The organism is Neobacillus rhizophilus, assembly GCF_018343535.1.
Lineage (GTDB): Bacteria > Bacillota > Bacilli > Bacillales > Cytobacillaceae > Neobacillus > Neobacillus rhizophilus.
In genome coordinates this window covers 1,463,921-1,484,189 of sequence record NZ_JAGYPF010000001.1, presented here as the reverse complement: position 1 = coordinate 1,484,189, position 20,269 = coordinate 1,463,921, and the positions used below count along the sequence as shown (strand labels likewise).

Below are 20,269 nucleotides of genomic sequence, written 5' to 3'. Positions count from 1 at the left end.
TGCTGATAATGTACATATTAAAAATGAACTGGAATTCTGGAGGGATTTATCATGAAATTGACGGTCATCGGGTTTTGGGGCGGCTATCCGAAAAAGGATGCAGCAAGCTCAGGCTATTTACTTGAACATGAAGGGTTTCGGCTGCTAGTCGATTGCGGCAGCGGAGTTCTTGCGAAACTTCCAAATATCGTTGAGCCTGAGGAGCTTGATGCGGTTATTCTTTCCCATTATCATCCTGATCATATTGCCGATATCGGTGTCCTGCAGCATGCCCGTCTAATCCAAGGCTTTTTGGGAAAGCAATTTCCGACCCTGCCGATTTATGGGCACCATTTTGATCAACATGAATTTACTAAATTAACCTATAAAACGATTACGAAAGGGATTGCCTATGAACCAAATCAGGTCCTGTCTATCGGTCCGTTTCAAGTAAGCTTTTTAAAAACAGACCATCCTGTGCCTTGCTATGCAATGAGGTTTGAGGCGGGCGGCAAATCATTAGTCTATACAGGGGATAGCGCGTTTAAAGAGGAATTTATTCAGTTTAGCAGCAATGCAGATTTGTTGTTATGCGAATGCAACTTTTACGGGCATCAAAATGGCAAATCAGCCGGACATATGAACAGTGTAGAGGCTGGCCGATTTGCTCGTGAAGCAGGCATAAAGCAATTAATTCTTACTCACCTGCCGCATTATGGCAATGTAAGTGATTTAGTTCATGAGGCATCAATTGAATTTACTGGTATAATAAAACTCGCAGAAGAATTTCAAACCATTGCACTTTAAAGGGGGATTTAAGGAGTATGCTGTTTATTGATAATAAAGGGATTACCGATCCGCGCATTAACCTTGCGATTGAAGAGTATGCATTAAAGAATCTTGATATTAATGAGACGTATTTATTATTTTACATAAACGAGCCATCCATCATCATTGGAAAAAATCAAAATACGATTGAAGAAATTAATACCGATTATGTGGAGAAAAACGGAATCCATGTTGTTCGCCGTTTATCAGGCGGCGGGGCGGTTTATCATGATTTGGGGAATTTAAACTTTAGTTTCATCACGAAGGATGACGGTGAAAGTTTTCATAATTTCCGTAAATTTACTGAACCTGTGATTGCGGCCTTAAGAAAGTTAGGAGTAAATGCGGAGCTAAGCGGCCGTAATGATATTGAAGTAGAAGGACGGAAGATTTCTGGGAATGCCCAATTTTCCACTAAGGGGAGAATGTTCAGCCATGGAACGCTGCTTTTGAATTCAGAAATGGAAAACGTTGCGTCTGCCTTAAAGGTCAAGAAAGATAAGATTGAATCAAAAGGAATCAAATCAGTCCGCAGCCGGGTTGCTAACATTTCTGAATTTTTATCTGAAAAAATAAGCATCGAGGAATTCCGCTCCCTGCTCCTTAAATATATTTTTGAAGGACAGGAAGATGTTCCTGAGTATGTGTTAACGGAAGAAGATTGGCAAAAAATCAATCAGCTTTCCCAAGAAAGATATCAAAACTGGGATTGGAATTACGGAAGGTCTCCAAAATTCAATTTACAGCACACGCACAGGTTCCCGGTTGGTTCCATTGATGTCCGGCTTGAAGTGAGCAAAGGAATCATCGAGAATTGCAAAATTTATGGTGACTTTTTTGGTGTGGGCGATGTCAGTGAAATAGAACGGCGGCTTAGTGGAATTCGTTATGAAAAAAGCGAAATGGAAAGTGCGCTGGAAGATGTGGATACCACGTATTATTTCGGAAATGTTTCCAAAGAAGATTTTATTAACTTAATATACTAATTTTAGGTTGTGGGAAGTGTTGGAATTAAAACGCTTCCCATTATTATTTTTTTCTGAAATTTTTAAGTATTATACTTGTATAGATAAATTTCTAGCAATATAATATATTTAGAAAATTGTTACGAATTTGTGAATGAGTATTCATTCATTTGAGAGGAGAGAGAATATGAATCTATCGTCACAGCTTCATGAAACTGCCAAGGCTTCAACCACGAAAATTGCTTATCACTTTATGGGCAAATCCAGCACATATGCCGAACTGGATGGGGCGATTACCAAGTTTGCTTCAGGCCTTGAAAAATTGGGGGTAAAACAAGGGGACCATATAGCACTATTGCTGGGAAATTCCCCGCATTTTGTCATTGGGTTGTATGGGGCACTCCGCCTAGGAGCAACAGTTATTCCGGTCAATCCGATTTATACTGCTGATGAGATCGGTTATATCCTGAATAATGGCGATGTAAAAGTGGTTGTCGGCCTTGATCTGATGATCCCATTAGCAGAAAAAGTTCATACCATGCTTCCGAAAGTGAGCCACTATATTATTTGCGAAACAGAGCAAAATGGATTGGCACAGCCTGGTGTTGAGGGACTTTCCGTGTATCCTAAAATGAAATCGTTTACAGATGTGGTGGCATCCGGTGAATTAAGTTTCCAGGGTCCTGAACTTCAAGACGATGATACCGCCATTATCCTTTATACTTCCGGTACAACGGGTAAGCCAAAGGGCGCGATGCTAACACATAAAAATCTGTATAGCAATGCTAGTGATGTCGGCACTTATTTGAAAATGAATGATGACGACCGTGTGATTACAACCTTGCCAATGTTCCACGTCTTTTGTTTAACGGTTGCGTTGAATGCACCGCTGTTAAAAGGAGCAACACTTTTAATTGCTCCAAAATTTAGCCCGAAGGATATTTTTCATCTTGCGAAGGAATATAAGGCGACTGTGTTTGCGGGTGTCCCAACCATGTATAATTTCTTATTTCAATATCCGGAAGGAAGCCCTGAGGACTTAAGTTCATTACGTCTCTGCATTTCCGGCGGTGCAGCGATGCCTGTTGCCCTATTAGAAAACTTCGAAAAGAAATTTGATGTGCTCATTTCTGAAGGCTATGGTCTTTCGGAGGCTTCTCCGGTTACCTGCTTTAACCCGCTTGATCGTCCGCGCAAAGCAGGTTCGATCGGACCTTCCATCGTTAATGTGGAAAACAGAGTCGTGAATGAACTTGGTGAAGAGGTTCCTGTCGGCGAGGTTGGAGAACTGATTGTCCGTGGTCCAAACGTTATGAAGGGCTATTATAAAATGCCGGAGGAAACGGAAGCGAGCATTAAGGACGGCTGGCTTCATACAGGCGATATGGCAAGAATGGATGAAGAGGGCTATTTTTATATTGTTGACCGCAAAAAAGATATGATTATCGTTGGCGGCTACAATGTATACCCACGAGAGGTAGAAGAAGTTATCTATAATCATCCTGATGTTGTCGAAGTCGCGGTGCTTGGTGTTCCGGACTTGAACCAAGGAGAAGCGGTACAGGCATATGTCGTAAGTAAAAGGGCAGATCTTACGGAAAAAGAGATGATTAGCTACTGCAAGGAGCATCTTGCCAAGTATAAAGTTCCTTCTTCGGTTGTCTTTCTAGAGGAACTTCCAAAGAATACAACCGGTAAAATCTTAAGACGGGCTTTAAAGACGCAGGTAGCTCAAACTGTTGGGAACTAAAATTTTTTAATGAAAAAGGCAGGCTTTTAGCTTGCCTTTTTCGAATTTATAAAGGCGAAAGGGGTGCAGGATAAATGAAGTCCATTTTACTTGAGGTTGCCAACCACATAGCGGTTGTTACGCTCAATCGCTCTAATGCGCTGAATGCCTTTAACCATGAAACTTTAATGGAATTGCAGGATACAGTTAAGGAAATACGCGTTAATTCGGATATACGGGCTGTTGTTTTTACAGGTGCAGGGGAGAAGGCATTCAGTGTCGGTGCAGATTTAAAAGAACGCAAAAGTCTGTCGGATGAACTGGTGAAGCGTAATCTATTTAAAATCAACGAATGTTTTAATGCAATTGACCAGCTGCCGCAGCCGACGATAGCGGCGATTAATGGATTTGCCTTTGGCGGCGGGATGGAGCTTGCTTTGGCTTGCGATTTTCGGTTTGCCGCAAGCGGTGCCTTGATGGGGCTGACAGAAACGAGTCTTGCCATCATTCCTGGGGCAGGGGGAACACAGCGGCTGCCGCGCTTGATTGGGCAGGCGAAGGCGTTGGAGCTGATTTTAACTGCTAGGAGGCTAACGGCAGATGAAGCCTTTAGCTATGGCATTTTAACAAGAGTGGTAGAAGGTAATGAGCTTTTGGCTGAAAGTCTCGCATTCTGCACACAAATCATTGCTAATGGTCCAGTGGCCCTACAGCAGGCGAAATTTGCGGTTAAACAGGGGATGAATACTGATTTGAATACCGGGCTGCAAATTGAGCGCAAGGCATATGAGGTAACGCTCCCGACAGAAGACAGAATCGAGGCACTTCAGGCATTTGCAGAGAAAAGAAAACCGGTTTTTAAGGGGAAATAAGCTAGTTTTTCAAATTCGGTCACGTAGATGTTTCTGCGTGGCCGAAACTATTTTAGCAGAAAAAAAACACGAAGTTCTATTTCCTGTATTTTTAACTAAACTAAATATAGAGGGTTGTACACAAAGGGGGACAAATCATGGCGAGAAAAATGGGGGTCTATGCGGTTTTGGCCTTTGTTTTATATGGCTTATTCTTTTACTGGTATTTATTCCAGTTTGCCGACCCGAAGCTTCCGTTTGAATATGAAGGAACAAATGCGGATCCGGCAACTTTTTTAAATGGAAGAGAACTTAGTTTGAGTGAGGAATATTCGAAAATTAGAAATCTACTGTTTTTCCTGTCTACTCCGCTCGAATGGCTGATTTATTTTTTGATTTTATTATTTGGCTTGTCGAAGGCATTCAAACGCTGGGCCGAGGACTCAGTGAAACATAAACTGCTGCACACCCCAATCTACCTATTTTGGTTATCCTTGTTTGCCTTTATTGCGGTATTGCCATTAAGCTATATCAGCTATTCTTTATCAAAAACGTATCATATTTCAACGCAATCCTTCCCTTCTTGGATGAAGGACGAACTGATTGATTTCTGGCTTAATTATGCAACATGGCTCATTATTGTTCCAGTTTTATACTGGCTAATGAGAAAAAGCCAAAAACGTTGGTGGCTTTACCTGTGGATATTATCGGTTCCTTTCACTCTATTTATGATGTTTATTCAGCCTGTCATTATCGATCCATTATATAATGACTTTTATCCTTTGAAAAACAAAGCATTAGAAACCAAAATCCTGACGTTGGCCGATAAAGCCCATATCCCTGCGGAGCACGTCTTTGAGGTGAATATGTCGGTAGAAACAAATGCCATGAATGCCTATGTTTCCGGGATTGGCTCCAATGCGAGAATTGTTCTTTGGGATACAACCTTAAATAAGCTCTCAGATGAGCAAATTTTATTTATTATGGCTCATGAGATGGGGCATTATGTGGAGAAGCATATATATTGGGGAATTGCCGGCTACCTGCTGCTTTCGCTTTTCGGGTTGTATTTAACCTACCGGCTGATGAATTGGGCTGTTGCCCGCTTTGGTAAAGAACTGAAAATTTCGGACACAAAGGATATAAGGTCGCTTCCGTTATTTTACATGATTATTTCAATGCTGTTATTTGCGTCAAGCCCGCTGTCCAATTTTGTTTCGCGATATCAGGAAACAAGGGCTGACACCTATGCGATTGAGATGACGAAAAATCCGGATGCCGCCATCACATCATTTCAAGAGTTGACCCGCAACGGCTTAAGTCAAGTCAACCCGCCGATGCTGGTGAAAATTTTCCGCTACACCCACCCGCCAATGCTGGACCGAATTTCCAAACTGGAAGAATATGAGGTCAAGCATCGAACAGAATAAAATTTTATTAAATAAAGCTGAGGATCATTGATCTTCAGCTTTTTCGCTTGACAAAAAGAAAAACCGTCAATGACGGTTCAATGTAGAAATTTTTAAGTTCCGAACTTTTTATTGATTTCCCTAAGCTGGCGCGATAATTGGAGAAATAATTTTTTGTCCCGCCGATCAATAGCCGAGTCAATTTTCCGCAGCAATTTTTCCTTTTCAACCGTAAGCTGGATTTCCGATAAAAGCATGTCGATGTAGAGGTCCTGGACGAAATTCTCTTTCCTTTGGTTCCGTTTCATGGCAGCAACTTTCATTAAGTCCGTGTAGGATTTTTCATTCAAGAAAATCACCTCTGATGCTTTTTTTTATTATATGGAGTTTTTAGTATATTATCAATAATATTTATAATTTTCGTAAAACTTTTTCCTTGACAGGATTTGTGAATAATTTAGTAACAATTCAGAAAAGTAAATGCTTTGGGAAATAAAAGTGTTAAGATATGGTGGAAGTCATATGAATAGGAGTTGACGAGTTTGAAAAAACAAATAGAAGAGTATGAGATTAATTCATGTACCATGTTGTTGGCACCAATGGAATACGGAAGTAAAGTATACACAAAGATTATTGAGGTGGATGATGAATTTATTTCACCTTTTAAACCATTAGACATCATCAAAAAAAGCTGCGACTATTTTGGCGTCGATTATGAAAGTAGAAAGAAGGGGACTAGACAACTAATTGGATATTCCCGTAAGATTCCTATTGCCATTGAGCCTGCAAACCATATTTTCTTTTTTCCAACCACATCACCGAGCCGCCCCGAATGTATTTGGATTTCACATGAGCACGTTGAGAATTACCGTCGTGTAGGGCCTCATCAAACTCAAGTTACTTTCCAAAACAAACAAACGCATCTTTTTTCAGTTTCATTTGGGACTATTGAAGGCCAAATGTTAAGAACGGCCTTATTAAAAACAAAGCTCCTCCAAAGAATCGAAGGTAATAAAAAAATGACTTACATATTTAATGCTCCAAAGCCTATTAAAGCCTCTGAACATTCACATGATTATAAATAAAAATGACTTTGTGGCGGGTTAACGGGACAGGTGTTTTTTTAATAGGTAGGTTTCCATTAATTCTTGGACCTTATTGCGGATGCGCGGATTAAAATAATTATGATGCTCTTCATAACCTTTATAGATAAACATGTACATGGTAAAGGCATCGTCCCGTTTGGTTTCACTAACCTGAAGCTTATTCTTTTTCATATATTGCTTTACCTCGGCTAATTCCCCTTGAATAGCCTTCATCGTTTCTTCGATTAACTCCAAATATGGCTTTTTTAATTTAAATGGACTCTTTTCCACCACATTCAAATCCCTATTTAAGATCGTTAAAACCATCGGTAAATAAATGGCCTTTTCCATCATATCACGGTCATTCTCCGGAATTCGCGTCATAATAAGATCTCACCCTTCATTTTATGCGAACCTGTGTTCTTGTTTTTATTTTACAAAAAAGAAAACAGAAATGCAATACTGCTGCCACGCTTCTAGCTTTGCTTTAGGTGAGCTTTTTAATTGAAATATTCGACAAATTCATGAGAAAGTTTTTATTAATAGAAGGATATCTGATAGGGGAAAATGAATTAAAGAAGAAACGAAGGATAGAAAAAAACAGTCATATATAGTGGTGAAACCAAAAATACATAGATTAAGGTGATAAACATGCGGGCTGATAAACATCGAAATAAGAAAAGGAGAAGATGGAAATCCATATTATTGGTGTTATTACTTTTAATTGGGGCCGGAGCGGCTTACTCCTATTTTCAATATAAACAGGGAGTCAATCAATCATTAAAAAAAATTGATAATGAAACGAAAGAGCAAAAGGTAGTGTATAAATTTAATGGACAGAAGGACCAGTATGGCGACACAAATGTTCTGATGCTCGGAAGCGATTCGCGCGGGGAAGAAAAAGCTCGCTCAGATACCATCATGATTGCCCATTACAACGAGGACAAAGGGACTTTTAAACTTACCTCAATTATGCGCGACAGCTATGTGGCCATCCCTGGGCATGGCAAGCATAAAATAAATTCTGCTTTCGCCATTGGCGGTCCGGAGTTAATGAGACAAACGATTAAGCAGAATTTTGATATTGATTTGCAGTATTATGCGATTGTTGATTTCCAAGGGTTTGTCCAGCTGATTGATGAAGCGTTCCCACATGGGGTAGAGATCGATGTGGAGAAGAAAATGTCCGCATATGTTGATCCGCCGCTGCAGCCCGGGCTGCAAAAGTTGAATGGCCAGCAGATGTTAAGTTATGTCCGCTTCCGTCATGATGCCATTGGTGATTTTGGGCGGGTCGAGCGGCAGCAGAAGGCAGTTAAGGCCATTGGTGACCAACTAAGTGCTATTCAAACCCTTCCAAAGCTGCCAAAGCTAATAGGTGTGGTAACTCCGTACGTTAATACAAATATGAAAACATCGGATATTCTCTTTATGGGTAAAGACTTCTTCGCCGATAAAAGAGGAAGTGTCGAAACATTACGGATCCCTGTTGATAACAGTTTTGAAGAGACGCGTGTTAAAGGGGAGGGCGCCATTTTGGATATAAATCTTGCAAAAAATAAAGAGGCGCTTCACCAATTTATTACAAAATAATACTTGTCTAGGATATAAAATAGAATTAGAAGTGGGTAGGAGAACACGGATGGATTTTGAAACATTTAGAGCTTGGTTTACACTAGAAAATATCATGAACCTTATTCAGGACTATAAAGCCCTTGGGCCTCTGCCTGGAATTCTGTTGACGATACTTGAAGCCTTCCTGCCGTTTCTCCCATTATTTTTATTTGTGATGGCCAATGCCAGTGCTTTTGGGCTCTGGCTGGGATTTCTGTATTCCTGGCTGGGTGCCTGCATTGGCGCACTGCTAGTCTTTTCGTTCATCAGAAAATATAGTCAAAAACGATTGCTTGCCTTTTTGCCGAGGCACCAGAAAGTCCGAAGGCTGATGGACTGGGTGGAGCGGCATGGGTTTGGCCCGTTGTTTTTGCTGCTTTGTTTTCCCTTCACACCATCTGCAGTGGTTAATATTGTAGCTGGGCTTTCGAAGCTAAGCTTTGCCCAGTATATGCTTGCTGTATGCATTGGAAAAATGGTGATGATTTTTACCATTAGTTTCATTGGATATGATATTCGCTCCTTGGTTACTCAGCCGTTTCGGACGATTATTGTTTTTATTATCATTTTTATTCTTTGGGTCGCTGGAAAAAGAATTGAAGCAAGACTAAACAAAAATGTTAAAAATGATCATGTAGAGGAGAAGCGCCAGGGGAAAGAGCTAAAAAAACGGAGGGGATAAAGTGAGGAGTGAATGGAGACAGGAAGGAATCGAATGGGTTAAGGCTTTTGCAATCGGTATTATTATTTTCGTTTTTATTCGAACATTTTTTTTCTCGAATTACGTAGTTGAAGGTGAATCGATGATGCCAACGCTCCAGGATGGGAATAAACTTGTTGTTAACAAGCTGGGCTTTCAAACAGGCGAACTGGAAAGATTTGATGTTATTGTTTTTCATGCTAATGAAAAAGAGGATTTTGTCAAACGGATTATCGGCCTCCCCGGCGACAAAATTGAATATCGGGATGACCAATTATTTATTAATGGCCATAAATATGAAGAACCTTTTTTAAAGAAGTATAAACAAGAGTCGCTTGGTATGAAATTGACTGGTGATTTCAGTTTAAAAGAGATTACCGGTGAAGATAAGGTCCCTGAGGGGAAATTATTTGTCCTTGGCGATAATCGTTTGGGAAGCTGGGACAGCAGACACTTCGGATTCATTTCAGAGACGCAAGTGGTCGGTAAGGTCGACTTGCGGTATTGGCCGTTAGATGAAGTGGACGTTCATTTTTAATATTTTTTCGTTTCTGAACACGATAGTAAGCTATCGTGTTTTTTGTCTTTTTAAGCTTAGTTTTACCATTTTTGGCTTTAATCTATCACTGGCTATTGCAAACGTTTGTACTTCTTTTATGATAAAATGAAGGATACGTAGTTAGGAGAGGACGGAGGGGAATACATGTCATTAAGAATGGTAATCGGACGGTCGGGAACCGGCAAAACGGCCATGTTTTTTAATGAAATTACCAGCAGCCTTTCGGAGAACCCGGAAGGAAAGCCGATTATATATATTGTTCCTGAGCAAATGACCTTCATGTCTGAATATCGTTTAGCAACAGACACAAATATTGGCGGAATGATTCGCGCCCAGGTATATAGTTTTCCGCGCTTGGCATGGAGAATCCTGCAGGAAACAGGCGGAATCAGCCGGATGCATTTAAGCACTGTCGGCATGAGTATGCTAATCCGTAAAATTATTGATGAAAAGAAGGAACAGCTGAAACTGTTCAATCGGGCAGCGGATAAAAATGGTTTTATTCAGCAGGTAGAGCAAATGATTACGGAGCTTAGGCGGTATTGTATAAGCCCTCAGGATCTTGCCCTAGGTTCATTCCGGATGGAAGCGGAAGGTTCTTCTGCTTCAAAATCCTTGCAGGATAAATTGAGTGATGTGGAACTGATTTATCAAAGGGTTGAGGATGAAATCTTCGGTAAATATTTGGATTCCGAGGATTATTTTCGGCTGCTTTCTGAGAAAATTTCCTCCTCCCACTATTTAAGAGATGCGGAAATTTATATTGATGGTTTTTACAGCTTTTCTCCACAAGAATATCAAGTGATAGCGGAGTTAATGAAGCGTTGCAGGAGAGTTTCGGTTGCGCTGACAACCGATTCCATTAAGGTTGATTCCGGACCGGATGAACTAGATTTGTTTCGTGCTTCGAGCGAAGCTTGTTTTACAATCAATGAGATAGCAAAGATCGAAGGGATAGCGGTTGAGCAGCCTGTTATTCTTAGAGGATCAAAAAAATGGTCTGGGAGCGTCTTAAGTTACCTAGAGGAACATTTCGATGCCAGGCCTGCTGAGCCCTATCACGAAAAAGCAAATTTAAATCTATTCCAAGCTGCTAACAGAAGGGCTGAAATTGAAGGAATTGCCCGTGAGATTCGTGATTTAGTCCGATTAAGAGGATACCGCTGGCGTGATATTGCTTTATTGGTTCGAAACGGCGGGGAATATCATGAATTAGTGGAACCGGTGTTTACCGACCATCAAATTCCCTTTTTTATTGATCAAAAACGGACGATGCAAAGCCATCCGCTAGTTGAACTGATTCGTTCTACGCTTGAAGTCATCAATTCTTATTGGCGCTATGACCCGGTCTTTAGGGTAATAAAAACAGAGTTAATCTATCCGCTTCAGGAAAACCCTGTGAAAATGCGTGAACGAATGGATAGGCTGGAAAACTATTGTTTAGCTTACGGAATAAATGGAAGCAGCTGGACGAAAAAGGATCGCTGGACTTATCGGCGTTACCAAGGACTAGATGTAGAGCAAAATGTGCAAACAGATGCTGAAAGAAAGATGGAACAAGAACTGAATGAGCTGAAGCTTATGATAACAGCTCCTATTCTTCGGCTGTCTAGAAGATTGAAAAAGTCGGATTCAGGCAAAAAATTTTGTGAGGCCATCTATTTATTTTTAGAAGAATTAGATGTTCCGGCTAAGCTTGAGAAATGGAAGATAGCTGCGGAAGAAAAGGGGAATCTGGTTAAGGCACGAGAGCATGAGCAGGTTTGGAATGCAGTAATTGATCTCCTTGACCAGTATGTGGAAATATTGGGTGAGGAGCCTGTTTCTTTAAAATCATTTGCAGCCATTTTGGAGGCCGGTTTTGAATCCATGCATTTCTCCCTAATTCCCCCGGCCCTTGACCAGGTTTTAGTAGGTGATTTGGAGAAATCGCGGCTGAATGATGTCAAAATTGTTTTCGTTGTTGGCGTGAATGAAGGTGTTCTGCCGGCGAAAATCGCTGACGAGGGGATTCTTTCAGACGAGGATCGGGAGCTGCTTGCAGTCGGCGGCATTTCGGTTGCGCCAAGCAGCAGAATACGCTTGCTGGATGAAAGCTTTATTGCCTATAAAGCCTTTACCGCCCCAACAGATATGCTTTATATCAGTTATCCGCTTGCAAATGATGAAGGAAAAGCGCTAATTCCTTCTTCATACATTAAGAGAATAAAAGATATGTTTCCGGAGGTTACTGAACGGCTGCTGAGTATCGACCCTTCACAGGTTTCAGAAGAAGAGCAGCTGACCTTTGTTTCCAATACTGGCGCTACTCTTTCATACCTTAATGCCCAGCTTCAATTGAAAAAGCGGAATTATGGGATTCCTGACCTTTGGTGGGATGTCTATAACTTTTATATGGATGGCCAGTGGAAAGACAGGGCACAAAAAGTATTTTCTAGTCTTTTTTATGCTAATCAAACTGTAAAATTGTCAACGGAGACAGCTGATAACCTGTATGGGGAAACGATTCAGGCCAGCGTTTCAAGAATGGAGCTTTACAACTCGTGCGCCTTTTCCCATTTTGCTCAGCATGGGCTGAAGTTAAAGGAACGGCAAATTTTCCGCCTTGAAGCCCCAGATATTGGGGAGCTGTTTCATGCGGCCTTAAAGCAAATAGCAGACACAGTTACTGAACAAAATTTATCATGGGCAAGCTTAACGAGAAAACAATGTGAGGAGCTTTCGAAAGATGCTGTTAAAAGCCTGGCACCTAAGCTGCAAAATCAAATCCTATTAAGCTCGGAGCGCCATCATTATATTAAACGAAAGCTGGAGCAGATTATTACCCGGGCTTCCGTGGTATTGAGCGAGCATGCAAAGGTTAGCGGCTTTTCGCCAATTGGCTTAGAATTAGGCTTTGGCCGGAATGAGAAGCTTCCGCCTTTATCCTTTACATTAAAAAATGGAAAACGGATGGAACTGGCGGGAAGAATAGACCGGGTTGATCAGGCTAAAGCCGAAGATAGCAGCATCTTTTTGCGGGTCATTGATTATAAATCGAGCGAAAAGGATGTCAATTTAACCGAAGTCTATTATGGACTTGCCCTTCAGATGCTAACCTATCTTGATATTGTTATGACTCATTCAAATGAATTAGTTGAGATGAAGGCAAGCCCGGCAGGTGTGCTCTATTTCCATGTGCATAACCCCTTTGTCCAGTCGACGAAAATGCTGACCATCGACGAAATTGAAAAGGAAATCATGAAAAAGTTTAAAATGAATGGTTTAATGCTTGGAGATCAGCAGGTCATCCAGCTTATGGATCAAACGCTTGAATCAGGTGACTCGCAGATTATCGCTGCCGGAATCAAAAAGGATGGACAATTATCAAAAAAATCAAAGGTTGCTAGTTTGCAAGATTTTGAGGATCTAAAGGTTTACGTTCGCAATTTATATCAGAAAACAGGAAATGACATCATGGAAGGCCGTACGGATATCGCGCCATATAAGTTAAAGGACAAAACGCCATGTACTTTCTGCGCCTTTAAATCTGTCTGTCATTTTGATGAATCGATTGAAAATAATCATTATCGTATTCTTTTCCCGCGTGCCAAGGATGAGGTACTCGAGTTAATCAGGAAGGAGCTGCATGAGAATGAGTAAAATCGTTATTCCCAAAAAGCCTGAAGGCGTAACCTGGACGGATGACCAATGGAAAGCCATTCAGGCGCGTGATAAGGACATTCTTGTTGCGGCTGCAGCGGGTTCGGGTAAAACGGCAGTGCTGGTTGAAAGAATGATCCAAAAAATCCTTGCTGAAGAAGACCCCATCAATGTTGATGAATTGCTCGTGGTTACATTTACGAATGCCTCCGCGGCGGAAATGCGTCATCGAATTGGAGAGGCATTGGAAAAAGCAATTGACAATGACCCTGCTTCAAGGCATTTAAGAAAGCAGCTCAGCCTGTTGAATAAAGCATCCATATCAACACTGCATTCTTTTTGTATGGAGGTCATCCGCAAATATTATTATCTGATTGATGTCGACCCTGGTTTCCGAATTGCGGATGTCACAGAAGCGCAGCTACTCCGGGATGAAGTGTTGGATGAGCTGTTTGAAGAGGAGTATGGGAAAGAGAATAATGAGGCATTTTTTAGATTAGTAGACTCCTTTACAAGCGACCGCAGTGATGCTGCCTTAATGGAAATTGTGCTTTCCATTTACGATTTTGCCCGGGCAAATCCTTCACCACAAGGTTATTTGCAGTCACTTGTGGATATGTATGACGTTTCTGCTGTAAAAAATATCGAGGAGCTGCCCTTCGTTCAATTGCTTCTCTTTGATATTGAGCTTCAATTAGAGGCTGCCAGAGATATGATTTTAAAAGCTTTAGAGATTGCCAAGCTGCCGGGCGGGCCGGCTCCGAGAGCGGAAAATTTTCTCGAGGACCTGCAGCTAATCGACTCTTTGATGCTGGCAAAACAGGAATCCTGGACTATTCTCTATGAGGCTATGCAGGCATGGTCATTTTCAAGAGCGAAACAAGTCAAAGGTGACTCTTTTGATAAAGAATTGACGGAAAAGGCTCAAAAGCTTCGGGATAAAGCAAAGAAAAAGCTTCAAGATTTGAAGGATGAACTTTTTTCGCGAAAGCCTGATAGCTTTTTACGGGATATGGATGAAATGAAGCCACTGATTCAAACGATCGTAAGTCTTGTAAAAGAATTTTCTGTTCGCTTTGAAAGTGTAAAAAAGGATAAAGGGCTTGTCGATTATGCGGATTTGGAGCACTATTGCCTTGATATATTGACAGGTGAAATTACGGTAGACGGGGTTTTTCATCCTTCAGAGGCAGGACTTGCCTACCGGCGTCATTTTAAAGAGGTGTATGTGGATGAGTACCAAGACACCAACATGGTTCAAGAAACGATTTTAAAACTTATCGCGAAAGAGGACGAGGCCAAGGGTAATTTATTTATGGTCGGGGATGTAAAGCAATCCATCTATCGCTTTCGGTTAGCGGAACCCAACCTGTTTCTTTCAAAATATAATCGATTTCGGCTCGATGGGGAAGCTTCAGGATTAAGAATTGATTTAGCCCGCAATTTCCGCAGCCGTAAGGAAGTCCTTGATGCGACAAACTATATTTTCAAACAAATCATGGGTGTAAAGGTCGGGGAAATTGAATACGATGAAGCTGCTGAATTGAAAAAAGGAGCTCCCTATCCTGAGGATCAGCCATTTCCTGCTGAGCTGATTCTGATTGACCAAAATCGTGATACCGATGGATCAGAATCGGCAGGGGGGATTGATGATGATTCCCAGCCTGCTGAATTCGATCAGATCGATCTTGAACAATCACAGCTGGAAGCACGGAAGATCGCGGCCAAAATAAAGGAATTAGTGGAAAATAGGGCTGAAGTGTATAATCCAAAAACGAAGTCAGGCCGGCCGGTTATGTATCGGGACATCGTCATTCTACTCCGTTCCATGACATGGGCTTCGCAGATTTTGGAGGAATTCAAGCAACAAGGGATACCAATTTATGCCAACCTATCAACTGGTTATTTCGAGGCTTCCGAAGTGGCCATTATGATGTCGCTGCTGCGAATCATCGATAACCCGTTTCAAGATATTCCATTAGCGTCAGTGTTGCGGTCACCCATTGTGGGCTTGAACGAGGAAGAGCTGGCGCAAATCCGATTATGCAAGAAAATCGGATCATTTTGGGAAGCTGTTCATTCTTTTTGTATGAGTAAACCAGCTGAACACTCTGAATTCTTTTATGAAAAAGTTCGGCACTTCTACGATTTATTGAAGGAATGGCGCTCAGTGGCGCGGCAGAGCTCGCTTTCAGAGCTTATTTGGCAGCTATACCGCGATACCCATTTTTATGATTTTGTCGGTGGTCTGCCGGGAGGAAAGCAGCGGCAGGCTAACCTCAGAGCCTTATATGACAGGGCGCGGGCCTATGAAAAAACCTCCTTTCGCGGTCTATTCCGCTTTTTACGCTTTATTGAACGGATGATGGAGCGAGGCGATGATCTTGGGGCTGCAAGAGCACTTGGGGAGCAGGAGGATGTTGTCAGGGTTATGACCATCCACAGCAGTAAAGGGCTGGAATTTCCAGTAGTTTTCATGGCAGGAATGGCTCGAAGCTTTAACATGGCGGATATACGTAATCCATATTTACTTGATAAAGAATATGGGTTTGCATCTAAATATGTTAATCCGGAAAAGCGAATCTCCTATCCGTCTTTGCCGCAAATTGCCTTTAAGCGTAAAAAGAAAATGGAGATGCTGGCTGAAGAAATGCGTGTATTATATGTGGCCATGACAAGGGCAAAGGAAAAGCTGTATTTGACAGCCACACTAAAAGATGCCAGAAAGAAAATCGATCAGTGGAACGACTCCGCTAATCATCTGGATTGGCTGCTGAAGGACTTTGAACGGGCCTCGGCCACAAGCTATATAGACTGGATCGGGCCGGCTATAATCCGTCACCAGGACAGTGGAGTATTAAAGGCTGTAGGTGCGGCAAATGACCTGGTTCCTGAGGAAATCACCCAGCATCCTTCCTCCTGGAAAATAGCCATTATGCACGCAGATGAGATTCAAAACCAAGTAATCGTTCAGGAGGAAGAAGAAAACCACTATTTAGATCTGGTCATGTCAGGGAAAAAAGTTCCCCAGTCCTCCGCACTCTCTGATGAGATAGCATCCAGACTATCATGGGTATATTCGTTTCCAGAGGCTTCTATTCATCGCTCAAAGCAATCGGTTTCGGAGATTAAACGCTTCTCGGAACTCAAAGATGAGCAAAGCGGTACAGACATTGTCCGCAGAATGAAGAAACCGATTCTGAAGCGGCCGAGGTTTATGCAGGAAAAATCGATCACTCCTGCGGAACGCGGGACAGCCATGCACATGGTCATGCAGCATCTTGATTTGACTAAACCTGTTCAGGCGGAAAATATTACCGAAAAGATTTACTGGATGGTAAATAATGAATTATTAACACTTGAACAGGCAGAAGTAATTCCGGTTGAGTTAATTGTTCAATTCTTTCAAACGGAATTGGGAAGAAGATATTTTCAAGCTGCTGCGATCCATCGTGAAGTTCCCTTTACGCTTGCCTTGCCTGCAGGGGAGGTTTACCCTGATTGGAAGAATGAAGAAGAATCCGTCTTTGTCCAAGGAATCATCGACTGCATTCTCGAGGATGAAAGGGGTCTTGTCCTCATCGATTATAAATCAGATGGAATTACCGACAGGTTTAAAGGCGGGTTTGAACAGGCAAAACCAATTCTTGAAGAAAGATACAAAGTGCAAATTAATTTATATACAAAAGCAATCGAACAAATTTGGAAAAGAAATGTAAGCGAAAGATATTTATTTTTCTTTGATGGTGCCCATATTTTAAGGTTTTAATAAAAACATAAAATGACATAAACCTAATTTGAAGGTTTATGTCATTTTTAATTGTTCCCGACAATCGGCTGGTCAAGCAGCTTTGTATCAACCACATTGGTCCCGCTAAGGCCATTGTTGGCAATCACTACTCCACCAGTATTGAACCCTCCAGAACCCGCGGCAGTTTTCGAAGTGGATTTTGGCGAAATATAAAAGGTATCTCCAAATTGCACGATTCCGCCGGAAACATTAACAATCTGAACTGGTCCTATAATTGCAGGCATTTATAACATCCTTTGCAAAAAAACTTGTTGATCGCGTATCTCTTACCGCAGATCCTCTTCATGTCCATGTGGAAGGAGCTGCCGGATATGTTTTACACGTGCTTCCATTGAAACATTCCTCGTATTACCGACATTCAGTACGGAGGCATTGGAAATTCCTACGATATCTATTTTCTGAACCTTTATAACAGGATTGGAATGATGCGACCTGATGGATATGTTTTCATTAATCGGCAGAAACGGAATCGGTTTTGTCGTTACCGGAAATGAAGGAGTATTCCCTTCTTGACCATAAAAGATTTCCGCTTCTCTTTGAACGGCAAGAGCCCGAGAGAATGCATCTAAAATGCAGGAATCACCCACCTGAATAATGGAGGAGAAAGAGACAACCTTTGTACCTAAAAAATCGACTTTAGATATTCGTTCAAGCATAACCAGGAGTCACATCCGGTGCAAGCGGAACGAAGGGGCCGATGATTAAGGATTCCGGAGGAGTATCAAAAGCACTTGCCAACTGGATGGTTTGAGTATCGCCCACCATGACCAATGAAGAGCTTGCAACCCCGGTGATTTTAATATTCCCTACACAAATATCCCTGTTATAGACTTCAAAAATCATTCCTTGTTCATTCCTTTCATATTATCAGGTATATTTTGCAGAAAAACGAATACGCCATTTTGAATTTCCTTTTTTATAAGTTCTATAATTTGTTCCTCAGTTGTATTTACATCAATTGTCCGGTCTTGGCTCAATGCCTTAAAATGAAAATCAATCCTGTTCGGAAGCTGTTTCATAATATCATCCCGAATGAAGCTAAAATAGGATTCATTTGGCGGGATAGCCAGCTGATTTTGGGCATTTTCAATAATTTGCGGCAAATCTGATTCTAAATATTGATAAATAGCCTCTTCTATTTTCATTGTTCTTTGCATGAAATCCTGGGGTGTAATTGGAGCCTTAGGAGATTGATTTTGAACCGCAAAATCCTCAATCCCGGAAAGGTCATTCGGATTTAACCCAATCGTTAATGTTCCTTCAAGTGTTTCCACCTTTAACTGGTCAAATTTGTATTCAATTCTCTCCACATTGATAGGCGGCTTTTCATTTAACTTTTTGATTTCATCCTTCATTTGTTGAATAGCCCTTTCTAATGAAGCAATTCGGTTTTCCTGTTCCTGAACACTCCGAACCAGCCATTGAATATATTGGTTCAAATCCTGATACATATATCTCACCTCACTAGAAAATTACTTTTTCCTGTTAAGTAAATATATGCAGCAGCAATGGTATTCTGGTTGTTATTTTACAAGAATGCTTATCTTTAAAGGATTCCATTCTTTTCTGCTACGTGACTGGCGCTTGCAGTGGAACAGCAGGGGCCAGTGTTAGTGGGGATGTAGTCGGGCTTACGACTTCACCAGGTTTAATAGCGGTTGGAGCCGGCTGTGTAAATCCGCCGGTATTGCTTAAATAGGCGGCTGATTTAATGATCCCGGCACTCCCAATTTGTAAGATAGAAGAATTGGTGATACCGCCGATTTTGATATAATTGATGTGAATGGATTGTTGAATAAAAAAATTCATAATACCCCACCCATTCATTACATATTAAAGGCATTTGCTTGATCAATCAGCTCTGGATCGTAGGTATTTGTGGAACTCATTCTGTTATTAACATCCAATCTTTCACCGGTATTAAAGGATCCAGCCCCGGAAAATGTTTTCGCAGCTGCAAACGGCATAATCTTATAAACATCGCCAATGTGAAAAACAGAGCTGTTACCCAGTGTAATGACTTGCGCAACTCCAACGATGGCTGGCATAAACAACACCCTTATGTTTTATTTGGTCCTTACCATTCTATGTTTGGGCTCATATAATGTGATAAAAAAGCCCAAATAAACTTATTATCGTGATTTTTATTCAAATAAGGCTCTTACCATTCCTTTTCTTCGTTTTTTTCATTTCCCTATGATATGATAGACAGGATAACAATACATAGGAGGCAGTTATTATATGATTCATGGTCACGTTACGGCTTGGGCGTTAGCTCTCATTTTGTTTTTTGTGGCCCTTTCCTTGCATTCGAGCGGGAAGGCAAAAGCGGCAAAAATTGTACAAATGATTTTAAGGGTGCTTTATCTTGTTATCATCGCAACTGGTGTTGGTCTGCTATTCATGCTGTCAAATATCAGCGTGTTGTATATTTTAAAAGCAGTTGTAGGACTTTGGATTATCGGCCTTTTTGAAATGATTCTCAGCCGCGCAACAGCTAAGCGAAAAACTTCAGTATTTTGGATTCAGTTTGTGATTGCATGGGCCCTTGTTTTATATTTGGGTTTTGTTGAACTGCCAATGTCCATTCTAAACCCTTAAAATTTTTAAGCTGTCGGATTGTTCCGATGGCTTTTTTAGCTATAGGAAATTATAAATTTTCACAAATTTATAATTTCCTAACGCATAAATTCAACTATGCCTCAGTCTTCGTCCTATCGGACTCGCCAATCGGCGAGTTTTCATTTATTTTATTACCATTAATAGGATGACAACTAGGTGTTTTTCTTTTAATATTTTAATAAATAGAGAGGAGTGGAGCCGGTGGTTGTAAAGGTATTTGCTAACCTAAGAGAAATTTGCGGCGGTGTATCCGTAAATGTATTGCCTGAGGGAGATCGGGTCATTGACGTTCTTGATAAATTGGTGGAAATGTTTCCTGCACTAAGGGAGGAAATTTTTACAGAGGAAAAAAAATTGCGGCAATTTGTCCATGTGTTCATCAACGGCAGAAATATCATCCATCTTGATGACCTGGAGACAAAAGTAGTGGATACCGACCAGTTCGCCTTATTTCCGCCCGTTGCTGGAGGATAAT

General features: G+C 41.2%; 21 protein-coding genes. 13 read left to right on the top strand and 8 right to left on the bottom strand.

The features are described 5' to 3' along the window. Positions 1 to 51 precede the first annotated feature (51 nt). From KHA99_RS07015 to KHA99_RS06995, 5 genes are all read left to right on the top strand, one after another. Complete coding sequence (locus tag KHA99_RS07015) at positions 52 to 786, top strand: MBL fold metallo-hydrolase (protein ID WP_213116672.1); 735 nt, start codon at positions 52 to 54, stop codon at positions 784 to 786. Positions 787 to 803: 17 nt separating this feature from the next. Then, on the top strand, positions 804 to 1,793 hold the full coding sequence (lplA, locus tag KHA99_RS07010; protein ID WP_213116671.1) for a lipoate--protein ligase: 990 nt from the start codon (positions 804 to 806) through the stop codon (positions 1,791 to 1,793). Positions 1,794 to 1,959: 166 nt separating this feature from the next. Continuing rightward, positions 1,960 to 3,522: a fatty acid--CoA ligase family protein gene (locus tag KHA99_RS07005; RefSeq protein WP_213116670.1), complete on the top strand. Its 1,563-nt coding sequence runs from the start codon at positions 1,960 to 1,962 to the stop codon at positions 3,520 to 3,522. Between the two features lie 74 nt (positions 3,523 to 3,596). Continuing rightward, a complete protein-coding gene (locus tag KHA99_RS07000) occupies positions 3,597 to 4,373 on the top strand; it encodes an enoyl-CoA hydratase-related protein (RefSeq protein ID WP_213116669.1) in 777 nt (258 codons plus the stop codon). Positions 4,374 to 4,510: 137 nt separating this feature from the next. Beyond that, the gene (locus tag KHA99_RS06995) at positions 4,511 to 5,782 is read left to right on the top strand and encodes a M48 family metallopeptidase (protein WP_213116668.1); all 1,272 of its coding nucleotides are present in this window, start codon (positions 4,511 to 4,513) and stop codon (positions 5,780 to 5,782) included. A 92-nt stretch (positions 5,783 to 5,874) separates the two neighbouring features. Here the strand turns inward: KHA99_RS06995 and KHA99_RS06990 are convergent, their stop codons facing one another. Beyond that, on the bottom strand, positions 5,875 to 6,120 hold the full coding sequence (locus KHA99_RS06990) for an IDEAL domain-containing protein (protein WP_372447574.1): 246 nt from the start codon (positions 6,118 to 6,120) through the stop codon (positions 5,875 to 5,877). A gap of 183 nt (positions 6,121 to 6,303) precedes the next feature. On the opposite strand from KHA99_RS06990, the gene KHA99_RS06985 reads away from it, so the two are divergent. Continuing rightward, positions 6,304 to 6,846: a competence protein ComK gene (locus tag KHA99_RS06985; RefSeq protein ID WP_249366444.1), complete on the top strand. Its 543-nt coding sequence runs from the start codon at positions 6,304 to 6,306 to the stop codon at positions 6,844 to 6,846. 18 nt (positions 6,847 to 6,864) lie between these two features. Here KHA99_RS06985 and KHA99_RS06980 read toward each other — a convergent pair whose 3' ends face one another. Further along, a complete protein-coding gene (locus KHA99_RS06980) occupies positions 6,865 to 7,230 on the bottom strand; it encodes a YhjD family protein (RefSeq protein ID WP_213116666.1) in 366 nt (121 codons plus the stop codon). 267 nt (positions 7,231 to 7,497) lie between these two features. Between KHA99_RS06980 and KHA99_RS06975 the strand changes: the two genes are divergently transcribed. The 5 genes from KHA99_RS06975 (at position 7,498) to addA (ending at position 17,130) form a co-directional block, all read left to right on the top strand. After that, positions 7,498 to 8,439, top strand: a complete 942-nt coding sequence (locus KHA99_RS06975) for an LCP family protein (RefSeq protein ID WP_213116665.1) — start codon at positions 7,498 to 7,500, stop codon at positions 8,437 to 8,439. Between the two features lie 49 nt (positions 8,440 to 8,488). Further along, entirely contained in the window at positions 8,489 to 9,142 is a 654-nt protein-coding gene (locus KHA99_RS06970; RefSeq protein WP_213116664.1) for a TVP38/TMEM64 family protein, read from the top strand. A 1-nt stretch (position 9,143) separates the two neighbouring features. Continuing rightward, entirely contained in the window at positions 9,144 to 9,698 is a 555-nt protein-coding gene (gene lepB, locus KHA99_RS06965; RefSeq protein WP_213116663.1) for a signal peptidase I, read from the top strand. Positions 9,699 to 9,863: 165 nt separating this feature from the next. Then, positions 9,864 to 13,361, top strand: a complete 3,498-nt coding sequence (gene addB, locus KHA99_RS06960; RefSeq protein WP_213116662.1) for a helicase-exonuclease AddAB subunit AddB — start codon at positions 9,864 to 9,866, stop codon at positions 13,359 to 13,361. Then, positions 13,354 to 17,130 (top strand): helicase-exonuclease AddAB subunit AddA, encoded by a 3,777-nt coding sequence (gene addA, locus KHA99_RS06955; protein WP_213116661.1) that lies wholly within the window; start codon positions 13,354 to 13,356, stop codon positions 17,128 to 17,130. Before addB ends, addA begins: the two co-directional genes overlap by 8 nt. Positions 17,131 to 17,177: 47 nt before the next feature. On the opposite strand, the gene KHA99_RS06950 is transcribed toward addA, so the two are convergent. From KHA99_RS06950 to KHA99_RS06925, 6 genes are all read right to left on the bottom strand, one after another. Further along, positions 17,178 to 17,396 (bottom strand): spore germination protein, encoded by a 219-nt coding sequence (locus KHA99_RS06950; protein WP_213116660.1) that lies wholly within the window; start codon positions 17,394 to 17,396, stop codon positions 17,178 to 17,180. A 42-nt stretch (positions 17,397 to 17,438) separates the two neighbouring features. After that, a complete protein-coding gene (locus KHA99_RS06945) occupies positions 17,439 to 17,828 on the bottom strand; it encodes a spore germination protein GerPE (RefSeq protein WP_213116659.1) in 390 nt (129 codons plus the stop codon). Then, positions 17,821 to 18,015 (bottom strand): spore germination protein GerPD, encoded by a 195-nt coding sequence (locus tag KHA99_RS06940; protein ID WP_213116658.1) that lies wholly within the window; start codon positions 18,013 to 18,015, stop codon positions 17,821 to 17,823. The genes KHA99_RS06945 and KHA99_RS06940 overlap by 8 nt, the downstream gene beginning before the upstream one ends. Beyond that, positions 18,012 to 18,623 (bottom strand): spore germination protein GerPC, encoded by a 612-nt coding sequence (gene gerPC / locus KHA99_RS06935; protein WP_213116657.1) that lies wholly within the window; start codon positions 18,621 to 18,623, stop codon positions 18,012 to 18,014. Before gerPC ends, KHA99_RS06940 begins: the two co-directional genes overlap by 4 nt. Before the next feature lie 118 nt (positions 18,624 to 18,741). Further along, positions 18,742 to 18,981 carry a spore germination protein GerPB gene (locus KHA99_RS06930; RefSeq protein WP_213116656.1) on the bottom strand — a complete coding sequence of 80 codons (240 nt, stop codon included), beginning with the start codon at positions 18,979 to 18,981 and terminating at the stop codon, positions 18,742 to 18,744. 17 nt (positions 18,982 to 18,998) lie between these two features. Continuing rightward, positions 18,999 to 19,220 carry a spore germination protein gene (locus tag KHA99_RS06925; RefSeq protein WP_213116655.1) on the bottom strand — a complete coding sequence of 74 codons (222 nt, stop codon included), beginning with the start codon at positions 19,218 to 19,220 and terminating at the stop codon, positions 18,999 to 19,001. Positions 19,221 to 19,413: 193 nt separating this feature from the next. Between KHA99_RS06925 and KHA99_RS06920 the strand changes: the two genes are divergently transcribed. Then, the gene (locus KHA99_RS06920; RefSeq protein WP_213116654.1) at positions 19,414 to 19,773 is read left to right on the top strand and encodes a YisL family protein; all 360 of its coding nucleotides are present in this window, start codon (positions 19,414 to 19,416) and stop codon (positions 19,771 to 19,773) included. A gap of 222 nt (positions 19,774 to 19,995) precedes the next feature. Further along, positions 19,996 to 20,268 carry a ubiquitin-like small modifier protein 1 gene (locus tag KHA99_RS06915; protein ID WP_213116653.1) on the top strand — a complete coding sequence of 91 codons (273 nt, stop codon included), beginning with the start codon at positions 19,996 to 19,998 and terminating at the stop codon, positions 20,266 to 20,268. Position 20,269 lies beyond the last annotated feature (1 nt).

What these genes read in the sequence shown, in the direction of transcription:
- KHA99_RS06995 (WP_213116668.1), top strand. Translation starts at nt 4,511, where the DNA reads ATGGCGAGAAAAATGGGGGTCTATGCGGTTTTGGCCTTTGTTTTATAT.
- KHA99_RS07015 (WP_213116672.1), top strand. Translation starts at nt 52, where the DNA reads ATGAAATTGACGGTCATCGGGTTTTGGGGCGGCTATCCGAAAAAGGAT.
- KHA99_RS06925 (WP_213116655.1), bottom strand. Translation starts at nt 19,220, where the DNA reads ATGCCAGCCATCGTTGGAGTTGCGCAAGTCATTACACTGGGTAACAGC.
- KHA99_RS06970 (WP_213116664.1), top strand. Translation starts at nt 8,489, where the DNA reads ATGGATTTTGAAACATTTAGAGCTTGGTTTACACTAGAAAATATCATG.
- lplA (WP_213116671.1), top strand. Translation starts at nt 804, where the DNA reads ATGCTGTTTATTGATAATAAAGGGATTACCGATCCGCGCATTAACCTT.
- KHA99_RS06980 (WP_213116666.1), bottom strand. Translation starts at nt 7,230, where the DNA reads ATGACGCGAATTCCGGAGAATGACCGTGATATGATGGAAAAGGCCATT.
- KHA99_RS06920 (WP_213116654.1), top strand. Translation starts at nt 19,414, where the DNA reads ATGATTCATGGTCACGTTACGGCTTGGGCGTTAGCTCTCATTTTGTTT.
- KHA99_RS06940 (WP_213116658.1), bottom strand. Translation starts at nt 18,015, where the DNA reads ATGATTTTTGAAGTCTATAACAGGGATATTTGTGTAGGGAATATTAAA.
- KHA99_RS06930 (WP_213116656.1), bottom strand. Translation starts at nt 18,981, where the DNA reads ATGAATTTTTTTATTCAACAATCCATTCACATCAATTATATCAAAATC.
- addA (WP_213116661.1), top strand. Translation starts at nt 13,354, where the DNA reads ATGAGTAAAATCGTTATTCCCAAAAAGCCTGAAGGCGTAACCTGGACG.
- KHA99_RS07005 (WP_213116670.1), top strand. Translation starts at nt 1,960, where the DNA reads ATGAATCTATCGTCACAGCTTCATGAAACTGCCAAGGCTTCAACCACG.
- KHA99_RS07000 (WP_213116669.1), top strand. Translation starts at nt 3,597, where the DNA reads ATGAAGTCCATTTTACTTGAGGTTGCCAACCACATAGCGGTTGTTACG.
- KHA99_RS06975 (WP_213116665.1), top strand. Translation starts at nt 7,498, where the DNA reads ATGCGGGCTGATAAACATCGAAATAAGAAAAGGAGAAGATGGAAATCC.
- addB (WP_213116662.1), top strand. Translation starts at nt 9,864, where the DNA reads ATGTCATTAAGAATGGTAATCGGACGGTCGGGAACCGGCAAAACGGCC.
- gerPC (WP_213116657.1), bottom strand. Translation starts at nt 18,623, where the DNA reads ATGTATCAGGATTTGAACCAATATATTCAATGGCTGGTTCGGAGTGTT.
- KHA99_RS06945 (WP_213116659.1), bottom strand. Translation starts at nt 17,828, where the DNA reads ATGCTTGAACGAATATCTAAAGTCGATTTTTTAGGTACAAAGGTTGTC.
- KHA99_RS06950 (WP_213116660.1), bottom strand. Translation starts at nt 17,396, where the DNA reads ATGCCTGCAATTATAGGACCAGTTCAGATTGTTAATGTTTCCGGCGGA.